Genomic DNA, 12272 nt, shown 5'->3' with positions numbered 1-12272 from the left:
ACTAGTTCAGATTATATGAATTAGTTAATAAAAAAATGCGCTAGGGAGTTTTCGTGCCTCAAGGGTTAGCTTTGTATTGTTTTATTGCCGCTGGCGGTGCGACCGGCGCCTGTTTACGCTATTTTGTTACCACAAGTGTTGATTCCTTATTTGGAAAACACATGCCGTTTGGTACACTAACGGTGAATGTGGTCGGGTCGTTTGCACTCGCATTACTGTACGGTTTTATCGAACGTCATGATTTAAGCGACTCTCCTTACCGAGCGCTTATCGGTGTAGGGCTATTAGGTGCCTTTACCACATTCTCAACATTTTCCGTTGAAACCTTAACTTTATTAGAAAACGGGTTGTGGCTTAAAGCCGCAGCAAATGTATTTCTTAACGTTGGCGCTTGCCTAATAGCAGGTTGGCTAGCCATTCAATTGATGAAAGGATAATTAGAAACACATGTTAGATCCAAAGTGTTTGCGAAGCGATATAGAACAGACAGCTAAGCGATTAGCTGCCCGTGGTTTTAACCTCGATGTAGCAGCTTTCAGTTCGCTTGAAGAAAAAAGAAAAACACTTCAGTCCAGAACACAGGATCTGCAAAACGAGCGTAACGTACGAAGTAAATCCATTGGTAAAGCAAAAGCGCAGGGCGAAGATATTGCACCGCTATTGGCTGAAGTGGGTAAGCTTGGTGACGAGCTTGACGCCGCTAAAGCGGAACTTAGCGAACTGTTGGAAGAAATTAACACCCTTACGCAAGGCATTCCTAATTTGCCGCACGAGTCTGTACCAGCGGGTAAAGACGAAGATGACAATGTTGAGATTTCTCGATGGGGCGAACCACGCACGTTTGATTTTGAAGTTAAAGATCATGTTGATGTGGCTGAAGGCTTAAACAACGGCTTAGATTTCGCCACCGCAAGTAAGCTTACGGGAAGCCGATTTGTAGTGATGCGCGGCGATATTGCTCGCCTAAATCGTGCAATTGCTCAGTTCATGCTAGATACCCATACACAAGAACATGGCTACCAAGAGATGTATGTGCCTTACTTGGTTAACGCTGACAGCCTTTATGGTACAGGTCAGTTGCCTAAATTTGGTGAGGATCTATTTCACACCAAGCCAGCAACTGAAGAAGGACAGGGGCTTAGCCTAATTCCAACGGCGGAAGTTCCGCTAACTAATATTGCACGCGATGAAATATTAGATGCGAAAACACTGCCTGTGAAAATGACAGCACATACGCCTTGCTTCCGCTCAGAAGCTGGTTCGTACGGTCGTGATACCCGTGGCCTTATTCGTCAGCATCAGTTCGACAAGGTAGAACTTGTACAACTAGTTAAGCCGGAAGAGAGCTTTGACGCGCTAGAAGCACTTACAGGACACGCCGAAGTTATTCTTCAAAAGCTAGAGTTGCCGTACCGCAAAGTGTTGCTATGTACGGGTGATATGGGCTTTGGTGCATGTAAAACCTACGATCTTGAAGTATGGCTACCTGCGCAAAATACCTATCGTGAAATTTCTTCATGTTCAAACATGTTGGACTTCCAAGCACGACGCATGCAGGCTAGGTTCCGTAACCCAGAAACGAATAAAACAGAACTTCTGCACACGTTGAATGGTTCTGGTTTAGCAGTAGGGCGTACGCTTGTTGCTATTTTAGAGAACAATCAGCAGGCAGATGGAAGCGTTACGATTCCAAAGGCGCTTGTGCCTTACATGGCTGGCCAAGAAGTTATCAAAGCGACTAGTGCTTAAATAAAATCTACCAGTAGATAACTCATGGCAAATTCAATCGGGCCTGTTATCTATGAACATCAAAAAAATCCGGTACCGTAAAAGGTATCGGATTTTATAATTTACCCTCCTACCACCGAATCTCATACTTATTGTTGAGTAAGTTTGTATACTATTTAAGCAAAATCTTGGCATGTAATAAAATCCATATATAAACAACACCTTATAGCTCAAAAAATAAGCAATAAAAGTTGTTTCTAAATGTAAATGGATAGCGCTTTTTGGTCATAAATCACATATATTTCATGCGCTAAAGTCGTAATTGACACTTACAATTATATCTTATACTTTTGGCTAATGTTGCGCTCGACGTAACAAAAATGAAATGTAGATTAGCCTCAATCAACATAATGAAAATAGGTCGTATTTACATTTACTTAAAAAAAGAAAGCTTCATGGATAAACGGACTTACCTTTCAGGTAATTCTGTTTGTTCAGAAAGCCGAATTCCAGGGAACAAATATGGAAAACCGAAACACACTAAACCGATTATCTCAGGGGATAATCATAGCGCTGGGCTTAGGCGCAACGCCTTATGTCGCCGCTCAAGATTCTGCGGAACAAGACGCTGAAACAGTAGAACAGATTTCAGTTGTTGGCTCTCGTATCCGTACCGACTCTTTTGCGAATGACACACCTATCGATATTATTTCTGTAGAAGATGCTGAAGGTGAAGGCCTCAAAACGCTGGGCGAATTACTTCGTACAAGTACAGCTGCTGCGGGTTCAAGCCAAATAACTGCAGCGTTAACGGTTGGTTATGTAACTGATGGCGGTACTGGTGCAGAGACTGTTGGTCTTCGCGGCCTAGGTGCAAACCGTACGCTTATTCTATTAAACGGCCGTCGTGCTGGACCTGCGGGTACACGCGGTGCTGTATCTGCATTCGACTTGAACAGCATTCCACTTTCAGCAATTGAGCGTGTTGAAATCTTAAAAGACGGTGCATCAGCACTGTATGGTTCAGACGCGGTAGCCGGTGTAATTAACATCATCACCAAGAAAGGTGACGAAAAGACGGTAAACGTTGATATTAGCCAGCCGATGGAATCTGGCGGTGAAGATCGCCGTATTAACATCTCTTTTGGTGAAGAGTACGCAGAAGGCTCATTCCGTGTGACTGCTGACTACCGCAAGGTGTCAATGCTCCGCCGCGGCGACCGTGACTACTTCAACTGTACTGAACGTCTACAGTTTGCTGAGGATGGTTCGCGTACCGATCCTATCGATCCGCGTACTGGCGATTACCACTGTAGCGAAACAGGTTACGGGTTATGGCTATATGGTGGTGTATCTTCAGCTTATGGCGGCAGTTTGCAGGCTGCATTTGATTACGACAACTTTTTCGCGAATAACGGATACGAAAGCATTAACGATGCTAACGTTGGCTTTACAACACCAGAAGGCTGGTATCCGGTTTCGTTCAACGATAACTATGCCAGTGAAGGTTGGTGGGATCAAAATCATCCATTCTTAGGCCAGCAAACTGTTGTACCAGAAACGCAAAACGCTTCAATTTATGCTACTGGCGAATACAATCTTACTGATGATGTAGTTGTTTACGGTGAATTTATTCACAGCCGTCGTACAACAAAGACTGATGACTATCGTCAGTTCTGGACTGCGGATGTTGGTACGCTATCTACCGATGTTTTAGATGGCTTTGATGGTGATGGTTCTGTATTCCCTGTTGCGTTAACAGACCACTTTAGCTCAGAAATCCAAGTTGACTATACCCGTGGTGTTGTTGGTGCTACCGGCGATATTGGCTTCTGGACTTGGGACTTATCTTACCAGTACAGTTACAACGACGGAAAATACGAACAGGACATCATCTATAACGACGCAATGCTAATGGCCCAGTTTAATGCGGCTGACGGTGTGAGCTGCTCTGGTGAAGTAACAGAGTTTAGCGGCAACACGTGTGTAGATATCCCATGGACTGATCCTCAGTTCCTTTTCGGTAACAGAACTCCAGCACAAGAAGCGTTCTTATTTGGTCGTGATTACGGCCAAACAACTTACGACCAACAAACCCTTGAAGGTTATGTAACAGGTGACCTGTTCTCTTTACCAGCTGGTGAAGTAGGCGCAGCGTTCGGTTTCCAAATTCAAAAAGATGAAATCGAAGATACTCCTGGAGAGAATACCCTTAACGGCAACTCTTGGGGTCTTTCTGGCGCGGGCATTACAGCTGGTGACCAGTTGACTAAAGCAATTTACGCGGAAGTTAAAGTTCCACTTCTAGAAGACGTAACAGGCTTTGAAAGACTAGATCTAACTGCCTCTGGTCGTTGGAACGATGTTGATACTTATGGTTCAGACACAACGTTTAAATTAGGCTTGAACTGGTCAATCATCGATGGCGTGAGCGTTCGTGCGAGCCGCGGTACGTCTTTCCGTGCTCCGGCACTATACGAGCTATACCTTGCAGAGCAGACTGGTTTCGCTGGTCAGCTAGCTATCGACCCATGTCTTGACTACGTAAATCAGTTCGATTCAGGTGCAATCAACGATACAGTATTTGCAAACTGTCAAGCTGAAGGTATTCCTGCGGATTACGAGCAAGGCGGAAGTTCGGCATTGCTTGTTACAAGCGGCGGTGTAGGTCGTCTTGAAGCAGAAACTTCAGTTGCCGAAGGTATCGGTCTTGTTCTAACAAGCCCTGAAGATACGTTCGCATTCTCGATTGACTATTTCAACATTGAGATTTCAAACGAGATTGACAACTTGGGTGGTGCAGACATCGTAAACCGTTGTTATAACTCTATCGATTTTGCTAACGAGCCGCTATGTGATCTGTTTACACGTAGAGACGGTTCAGACGCAAACGATTTTGGTATTGACCAGGTTAACGGCGGTTATGTAAACATTTCATATCAGCGTGTACGTGGTGTTGACTACAACTTCACTTACGATGAAGAATTCGATTGGGGTAACGTTCGTTTCCGCGTAGAACACACTATGCAGATTGAAAAGTTCGGCTTACTGTTTGAAGATTCTCCGTATAACAACGAAGTTGGTGAAAACGGTGTTCCTAAGCACGTAGGTGTTGCACGACTAACCTATGGTAGAGACGACTGGAGCGTTACGTGGACAGCAAGCTACTTTGATTCTACTAACGACTACGAGTACTACGGAAGTGAAACCAACACGACCACGCTTAATGGTGAAACGGTAACGTTTATCGATGAGACTAAATGGACGACATACCACGCGGTATCAAGCTCATTTGCTTACGAAGACTTTGACTTTACTGTTGGTGTAGCCAACTTGTTTGACGAAGAACCACCTCAGCTATCAGCAAGTGGTTTTGAGTTAGGTAACTCAGCTCTTTACTCTCAATATGACTTTATCGGTCGAAGAGTATTTGCTAACGTAAAATACAACTTCTAAAAATTTGACTTGAAGTAGTAAGCCTCCGTTAATCGGAGGCTTTTTTCATGGAGAAAATTAAAAAATGAAAGCGCGTTTGTCTTTATTGAAAACGATTATGCTGGGAAGCCTAGCTTTTTCTTGCACATCTTTTGCGGACGTTCAGCAACCTATTATTGAAAGTTATGCAAAGCATGCTCAATATTTGGATATTAAAATTTCCCCCGAAGGTACCTACTTAGCCTCAACATCCCGCAGCGAAGATGGTTTAATTTCGCTGACAGTTTTAGATATCAAAAAACAAGAGGTTGTATCAATTACGCGTGGGCGAGGGAAAGAGTCGGTCAGTACATTTAACTGGCTAAACGACGATCGTCTCTTAATAACAATGGCTCGTGAAGTGGGCTCCTTTGAGCAACCGCTGCCCACAGGCGAACTTATAGCTATGAACGCTGACGGAAGTGACAGCACGATATTAACTGGCTGGCGTTCAGAAAGTGGCGATAAGCGGTTCTCTCAAATTGTTGACTATTTACCATCAGATCCCGATGCCGTTGTGGTTTACAGCGTTGATTTGACCGCAAGAGAGCCTTACCTAGATCTTTATAAGATGAAAGTAAGCAATGGGCGGAAAAGTGGTATGGGAAGAATGCCGCTACGTCGCTATGCAGGCAGTGGAGCAGGGGTGATTACTGGAACCAACGGCAACGTATTGGCGATGTTTAACTCTGACCCTAACGAAGATAATAAGCAAACGTTAATTGTTAGATCGTCTCCAGAAAGTGATTGGTATACAGCATATGAAGCCGGTGCATACGACCCATTTTTCCAACCTTTAGTTTTTTTAGCTGATAACAAAACTCTTGTTGGTTTAAGTACCATAGAAACAGATACACAAGCACTTGCTACATTTAATGTAGATACAAAAAAGCACACTGTTCTTTACGCACATGACAAAGTGGATGTTTCACCCATTGTTCACGTTCAAAATGGCCAAGTAAGAGAAGTTCAAGGGGCTTCTTTTGAATATTTGGGTATTGATTCTGTATTTTTGGACGGTGTCCAGTATAGTGAAGATCAAAAAATATTAGCAAGCTTAACAAATACCTTTAAAGGGCAAATGGTTCAAGCAACGTCTTCTACTAATGATACAAATCAAGTGATCTTTCGTGTAGGTAACGCGAATAACCCCACAGTTTTTTACTTATTTGACAAGTCAGCACGTAAGCTCGTCAAACTCGCTGAAACTAGGCCCTGGCTTAAAGATCTAACGATCCCTAAGTCACGACTAATCACCTATAAAGCAAGAGACGGTCAGGAAATTTCGGCAGTTCTAACGCTTCCTGATGGAAAGTCTAAAAACCTTCCTTTTGTTTTACTTCCCCATGGTGGGCCACACGGTCCTTATGATTCATTAAGTGGAATGGACAGCGATGCGAAAGTATTAGCGTCACATGGATACGCAGTACTGCAGCCAAACTTCCGCGGGTCGGGTGGCTATGGTCTTCCGTTTGAAAAATCGGGATTCCGTAAGTGGGGTACCACGATGATAGATGACATGACCGATGGAACAATGCACCTTGTTAAACAAGGTATAGTTGATAAAGACCGCATGTGCGTTTACGGTGGTTCATATGGTGGTTATGCTGCATTACAAAGTGTAATCCGTGAGCCTGATCTTTACCAATGTACAATTGGTTTCGTGGGTGTATACGATTTAGACATGATGCTTGAGAAAGGTGACATCCCTGAAAACCAAGCAGGCATTAACTACCTTAATCAAGTGCTGCCAACGGGTGGTGAAAGGGATTTACAGTCTCCAGTTAAAAATGTAAGCAAAATAAAAGTTCCTGTTTTCATTATTCAGGGTGAAGAGGACGTACGTGTACCTAAAGAGCATGCATTTGCCTTGCGTGCTGAGTTAGAAAAGCGCAACATGCCCTACGAGTGGATGATGAAATCAGGCGAAGGCCATGGTTTCTATAAGCCTGAGAATAACGTAGAGCGTTGGGATGCAATGATCAAGTTTTTAGATAAGCATACTCAGTAAATGGCATGCTTTACTGCAACTAGAAATTGCAAATAAAATCAAAAGGAAACGGTTAGCTACCGTTTCCTTTTTTTATTTTTAGCTTTGTTTTCTAACGCTAAGGGTTAGTATTAGACAGGTTTATAAATAAAAAAGAGAAGGAATACATGTGCGGATTTATACAGCGTATTACTGACTCACCAGACGTTATAGCGCTACTTGAAGAAGTCGGCCTTACACAAACCATACCGCTTTTTGTCAACGAATCTTCCACAAGCAATGTCATTAACTTTTATCCTGCGTTTGGAAAAGTGCCTGAACGACAAATTACTAATTTAATAGTATCGGGTGATAGCACCATCGATGCAACGTGGTGGTTCGACGCAAAACCTAATGGAAACACGCTTACTGTAGGTGATAGAACAACATTTAACGCTCGAAATCTCGATAGCCCTTATTGGAGCAAGTTCATTCGTGAACGACGCGCTGTGGTTGTCGCAACTGCAGTAGGAGAGTCAAATCCACTTGGCAAAGGAAAAGCGCACTATCTAATGAAACCGGTTACTGGTGCATTGCTTATGGGCGCGGTATACCGGCGGTTTAGTAACGGTTTATTTTCCTGTGCTGTAGTGACACGCCCACCCGTAGAGGGATTTAGTCAGTATCATGAAAAATCCATTCCTTGCTTTCTTCCCCATAATGCACATGCGATAAATGCGTGGTTAGCGGCAGACACACAAGGCTCATTGAACAATGAGGTAGAATATATTTTGAATAATCCTCGTATTTATACCGATCTTGAAGTTACGCGAGTAAAGACGTTTAAAAGCGCCGAGGCAATCGGTGAAGTTAACGTGTTAATGGCTGACGAAAACCGCTGACTTTAACTTCTAAGTGAGTAAAGGAAGGCGGCTATAAAAACAGCCACCTGTGATAATTTAACTAACAAATAACGTTTTATTTAAGGTAAGAAAGTAAGGTTTCCTCGTCTGCACCTAAAACATTCTTTTTCACTTCTTTGTCGACGACGTCTGAACATTGAGATGACATTCCGCTTCTCAGTTTACCAAGGAATCCAGGCCCACTAATAATATCTATCGAGCCCAACGCACCTCGTTTACGCTCACCATCTAGCCAGTCAGCAATGTCACTAGCAAATCGTTCATCTTCGAGTTCGGCGGCATCTTTTCGATTCATGCTATCAACGCCTGGTACTTGCGAAGCAGGAGCCGATTGTCTGCCGGGTTTATCTGTATAAATGTCTTGGTCACTCGCGCCACTAAACTCATTGTGCCATTTTTTTACTTCAACAAGTGCACTTCCGTGGTTGGTATAGGTGTAAGCTGTGGCGTCGTCGTGGTTGGCCACAATTACGTAGTGTTTTTGAACTGTCATACAGCCTCCTATGTCCATTTATGTAAAACATTCACGTTTATGATGTTCGGTAAAAGGCAAGTATGAAAAATATGCCTGAAACCCGAGATAAAACGCTAATGTAAGAGGGGAGTTGCAATATCAACACCAAAACTAAAACAAATAACTGTAGGGCGGCTACTCTGCTCGCTACCTCGAATCGGGGTACAACCCGTGCAAAGCGCTTGGTAGGAATAATAACTAGGAAGAAGCGAGTTATGCTTAATTCATAAGGATAATGTAATTTATCTAATCATAATATATGTTTTTGTACAATAATATTGATTGTAAAGGGGTTGCAGTCTACATTAACCATTATAAGAAATAGGACATAAGAAATAAGAGATAAGGACTTTTCAATGAATAAAATAGGAATATTAGCGACGTTTCTATTCTTACCCGCAATAGTGAATGCTTCGACCATGAATGAATCTGGGCAGCCAAACTCCCTTAATAGTCCGAAAAAGCCCTCTTTTACATCAACTACAAAGGCATTATCTGAAACATCAGACACATGCTATGTTGTTTCTGAATACTACAAAGGAGCAAAGAGGCAAAAAGTGGTCAGCAACCAAATTGAAAGTCGTATTATAGACCACGTGAACGCTAAAGATTTAAATCTCAATGATTTAGGTAAAGGTGAGGAATTGACTGGTCTAGAAATTGAAATTGATGGCCATTCAGTAGATCTTAATGTTTATCGTGACTTAAGTGGAGAGACTAGCATTGCTATTGTTGGTGATACCGAGAATCGCTTAGTTTTTCGACTTGGCTTTTTGTCGGAACTCTCTACAAATCAGCAATATAAATTAAATTCGGTAGCACTAAGCCTAGAGAGGGGCATGTCTAAAATTGATGGGATGACCCATGCGCTAGCGTTTATGGATGGCGAAATAGATGAATTAACTAATACCCTTACTGACGACGAGCAGTGCCGAAGAGAACTTGCTAAAAACCAGGCAAAAAACCAATATTGGGGGGCTTATGTCGGTCCTGGTCTAGACTCTTCAAATATTTTAGAGACCATTTCTCCAGGTATTTGCAAAAGAACAGTGAGTATGCGTTCTTGCTATGCGAGTAAGGGCCAGACTCCTTGTACAGAGACAGTGTACTCTTTTCCGGAACGGTGCGATTGACGGAAAACAGAACGAATGTATGCCTGGCCTTTTCAATACCAGCTTTATAAGCACTTAGCAGGTTTAGGTAATCCTGCCAGTTTGGTGGCTTGCTTAGCCGGGCCTTTTTTAAAGAGTCGCTGCAGGTAACGGCTATTCCCTTTTTCTGGACCAAACTTATTGGCCATAGCTTTCACCAAAGCACGAATCGCTGGGCTGGTTTCGTACTCTTCATAGAATGCGCGTACGAAGCGCACCACTTCCCAGTGGGCTTCGGTTAATTCAATGTTCTCTTCTTGCGCCAGCAACTCAACCATATCTTCTTCCCAAAGGGTATAGTCGAGTAAATACCCGGCTTTGTCTGTAGGGATCGCTTGCCCTTTATAATTGAAGCTATAGGTTTCTTGTGTCATGAAAGGGGTATCCAGTGCTGATTTTTTGCTGATATTGCAGCAAGTTCTTTGTGGGAAATTGGATTAAAATGTTCGGGAAGATTTGCGCCCCTAGTAGCCGCATCTGTACTCAAGAACGACAGGTTTAGCGTTGGTTTGTCTTTTGCCGTGCCTTTTGTCGTACTCTCTACCGTGCTTTTTACCGTATTGGCCAGCTGCTCAAAAAACGCGGTGTTTAATGCAGGGGCATAAACGCCATCACCAACAAATACAACATAAGTAGAAGTCGATTGCTCATAAGTGGCTTCAATAAGCTGTTTGTATTCAGTGCACAAATTTGGCGTTGAAATAGTAATAAGCATTAGAATGTCACCACATGATCTGCGCTTTGGATAAGCGTGACTTTTTCTTCTGGGGTTATCCACTCACAGTCTAACTCATCAACTAAACTGTTATTAGCAAGAACCTGTTCAATATCGTAGGTATCTGCACTTGCTCTACACACAAAGCATTCTTCGATATCGAAAAACGGCATGCTAGCTAAACGTTTGGTGTGATTTTTTAGTCCTTTGGTAGACGCTGCCTTAACAAGCTGCAGTACACCTTGGCTTTCAAAAAGTACTTTAACTTCGTGCCCATAGTTTGTTGCAGCAAGCGCAAAATCTAAACCGTCTTGGCTTTTAGCATTGGAAAAAGGGCTTTGCGTAAACCTAATAAGTAGTTGCGCCATTAGAATTGTACCAACCTGTTGCAATCATGGAGCGCAGTGAAGAATTCGCCCAAGCCAGCTTGCTCGAAAGGCGCGGTTAAGTTGGCCTGAGACAACCCATTCTCTTTCGCCTCTAACTCACTAACAATACCTCGCTTAACGGCGGCGGTAATGCATACTAGTAATTTCACGTTGTGTTCAGTCGCTAGAGTCTTCCAGCTATCAAGTACGAACAGCTCGTCACCCGTCTTTAGCATTAAGTTATTAGTGTGGTGTACACCTTCGCTATAAAAGAAAACGTTGTTTATTACATCACCATTATCGATTACACCTTGTGCAAAGGAGAGGGCGCGTAACGCTGTATCGCCTTGAAACGGTGATGATGTGATAAGTACTGAATATTCTGCCATACAAATAAAAACACCCCGGTTAAGGGGTGTTTCTCTTTTCAACCTTTAACGCTGTTTTAATCGTCGCCACCAAACGCACCTAGAAGGTGAAGGATAGACGTGAACAAGTTGTATATGTTCAAGTATAGCGAAACTGTCGCGCGAATGTAGTTTGTTTCACCACCGTGGATGATACGACTTGTATCAAACAAGATGAAACCTGACATAATAAACACAATCGCTGCACTGATTGCTAAGCTTACCGCTGGAACTGCGAAAAAGATGTTCGCAATAGCAGCTACAAGCACTACAACTAGGCCTACTACCAAGAATCCGCCCATAAACGAGAAGTCTTTCTTAGTGGTAAGTGCGTAGCCAGAAAGCGCGAAGAACACAAGGGCTGTTGCACCTAGCGCTTCCATGATCAAGCCTGGGCCCGCAACGCCTAGATAGAAATTAAGCGTGTAACCTAGTGATGCACCCATTAAACCTGTGAATGCAAACACCCAGTAGATACCAGATGCTGAATCAGCTTTTTTCTGAACTACAAATAACGTAATAAAAGCGCCGATAGTCATAACAAGAGACATCATAGGAGAAATGCCTACTGCCATTGCTATACCAGCACAAACCGCACTAAACGCCAGTGTCATCGCAAGCAGCATATAGGTGTTGCGTAGAACCTTGTTCGTCTGCAATACCGATGGTTGAGATGCACTTGAATACATCGAACGTTGATCCATTGTTTCCTCCAACAGGACTTATGATATGACCAAAATGGTACACAATTGTTTAGTGTATGTTGTATGGGTTTTAGTTCCCATTTTCAAGTAGTTTCAGATGAAAATGGTGTCAGGTGAATATAAAAACATCTCTTATACGTGCTAAACAGTCTATTTGGTTGAAATCTCGGCACTTAGACAACTTTTTTAATTTTTCGCTTTACAGTCATAAAAATATCATTAAGATACGCAGCACTTCAGGAGAGTTGGCAGAGCCCGGTTTAATGCACCTGACTTGAAATCAGACGTGGGGTCAAACCCACCGGGGGTTCGAATCCCT

General features: G+C 43.0%; 12 protein-coding genes. 6 read left to right on the top strand and 6 right to left on the bottom strand.

Translation table 11 applies throughout. From position 1 onward, the window contains the following. Positions 1-53 precede the first annotated feature (53 nt). The 5 genes from crcB (at position 54) to F0261_RS17995 (ending at position 8073) form a co-directional block, all read left to right on the top strand. Positions 54-437 (top strand): fluoride efflux transporter CrcB, encoded by a 384-nt coding sequence (gene crcB, locus F0261_RS18015; protein ID WP_014949631.1) that lies wholly within the window; start codon positions 54-56, stop codon positions 435-437. A gap of 10 nt (positions 438-447) precedes the next feature. Beyond that, positions 448-1749, top strand: coding sequence for a serine--tRNA ligase (gene serS / locus F0261_RS18010; protein ID WP_039234657.1), 1302 nt, complete (start codon positions 448-450; stop codon positions 1747-1749). 501 nt (positions 1750-2250) lie between these two features. Further along, the gene (locus tag F0261_RS18005) at positions 2251-5184 is read left to right on the top strand and encodes a TonB-dependent receptor (protein ID WP_014979398.1); all 2934 of its coding nucleotides are present in this window, start codon (positions 2251-2253) and stop codon (positions 5182-5184) included. A 64-nt stretch (positions 5185-5248) separates the two neighbouring features. Further along, positions 5249-7213 (top strand): S9 family peptidase, encoded by a 1965-nt coding sequence (locus F0261_RS18000; RefSeq protein WP_171338598.1) that lies wholly within the window; start codon positions 5249-5251, stop codon positions 7211-7213. A gap of 146 nt (positions 7214-7359) precedes the next feature. After that, positions 7360-8073 carry an SOS response-associated peptidase family protein gene (locus F0261_RS17995; RefSeq protein ID WP_171338597.1) on the top strand — a complete coding sequence of 238 codons (714 nt, stop codon included), beginning with the start codon at positions 7360-7362 and terminating at the stop codon, positions 8071-8073. A 76-nt stretch (positions 8074-8149) separates the two neighbouring features. Here the strand turns inward: F0261_RS17995 and F0261_RS17990 are convergent, their stop codons facing one another. Continuing rightward, positions 8150-8587 carry a host attachment protein gene (locus tag F0261_RS17990; RefSeq protein WP_014979395.1) on the bottom strand — a complete coding sequence of 146 codons (438 nt, stop codon included), beginning with the start codon at positions 8585-8587 and terminating at the stop codon, positions 8150-8152. 377 nt (positions 8588-8964) lie between these two features. On the opposite strand from F0261_RS17990, the gene F0261_RS17985 reads away from it, so the two are divergent. Then, positions 8965-9741, top strand: a complete 777-nt coding sequence (locus tag F0261_RS17985; RefSeq protein ID WP_216600869.1) for a hypothetical protein — start codon at positions 8965-8967, stop codon at positions 9739-9741. A gap of 44 nt (positions 9742-9785) precedes the next feature. On the opposite strand, the gene F0261_RS17980 is transcribed toward F0261_RS17985, so the two are convergent. From F0261_RS17980 to F0261_RS17960, 5 genes are read right to left on the bottom strand one after another with little or no spacing between them, the layout of a single operon-like run. Then, positions 9786-10133, bottom strand: a complete 348-nt coding sequence (locus F0261_RS17980; RefSeq protein WP_014949623.1) for a TusE/DsrC/DsvC family sulfur relay protein — start codon at positions 10131-10133, stop codon at positions 9786-9788. Continuing rightward, positions 10130-10474: a hypothetical protein gene (locus F0261_RS17975; protein ID WP_171338596.1), complete on the bottom strand. Its 345-nt coding sequence runs from the start codon at positions 10472-10474 to the stop codon at positions 10130-10132. The genes F0261_RS17980 and F0261_RS17975 overlap by 4 nt, the downstream gene beginning before the upstream one ends. Then, positions 10474-10842 (bottom strand): DsrE family protein, encoded by a 369-nt coding sequence (locus F0261_RS17970; protein WP_171338595.1) that lies wholly within the window; start codon positions 10840-10842, stop codon positions 10474-10476. Before F0261_RS17970 ends, F0261_RS17975 begins: the two co-directional genes overlap by 1 nt. After that, a complete protein-coding gene (gene tusD, locus F0261_RS17965) occupies positions 10842-11231 on the bottom strand; it encodes a sulfurtransferase complex subunit TusD (protein WP_014976653.1) in 390 nt (129 codons plus the stop codon). Before tusD ends, F0261_RS17970 begins: the two co-directional genes overlap by 1 nt. Positions 11232-11287: 56 nt before the next feature. Continuing rightward, on the bottom strand, positions 11288-11953 hold the full coding sequence (locus tag F0261_RS17960; RefSeq protein ID WP_014949619.1) for a Bax inhibitor-1/YccA family protein: 666 nt from the start codon (positions 11951-11953) through the stop codon (positions 11288-11290). Positions 11954-12272: the final 319 nt, after the last annotated feature.

Origin of the sequence: Alteromonas sp. 07-89-2 (assembly GCF_013113925.1) — a bacterium.
GTDB lineage: Bacteria > Pseudomonadota > Gammaproteobacteria > Enterobacterales > Alteromonadaceae > Alteromonas > Alteromonas macleodii.
This window is presented reverse-complemented; position numbering and strand designations above follow the sequence as displayed.